Origin of the sequence: uncultured Shewanella sp. (assembly GCF_947501225.1) — a bacterium.
Taxonomy (GTDB): domain Bacteria; phylum Pseudomonadota; class Gammaproteobacteria; order Enterobacterales; family Shewanellaceae; genus Shewanella.
Genome location: NZ_CANMUW010000076.1, coordinates 1 through 203 on the forward strand (window position 1 = coordinate 1; position 203 = coordinate 203).

The 203-nt window shown below is 50.2% G+C and carries 2 tRNA genes; both read left to right on the plus strand.

What is annotated here, in order from left to right:
- Positions 1–77: transfer RNA gene (locus Q1B47_RS21980), tRNA-Pro, on the plus strand.
- Positions 78–126: 49 nt separating this feature from the next.
- Positions 127–203, plus strand: a tRNA-Pro gene (locus Q1B47_RS21985).

Genomic DNA, 203 nt, shown 5'->3' on the forward strand with positions numbered 1-203 from the left:
CGGTGATTAGCGCAGCCCGGTAGCGCATCTGGTTTGGGACCAGAGGGTCAGAGGTTCGAATCCTCTATCACCGACCAAATTTTAAAGTAGTGAGATACTATCTCGTTATTAGCAAGAAAAAGTTTACGGTGATTAGCGCAGCCCGGTAGCGCATCTGGTTTGGGACCAGAGGGTCAGAGGTTCGAATCCTCTATCACCGACCA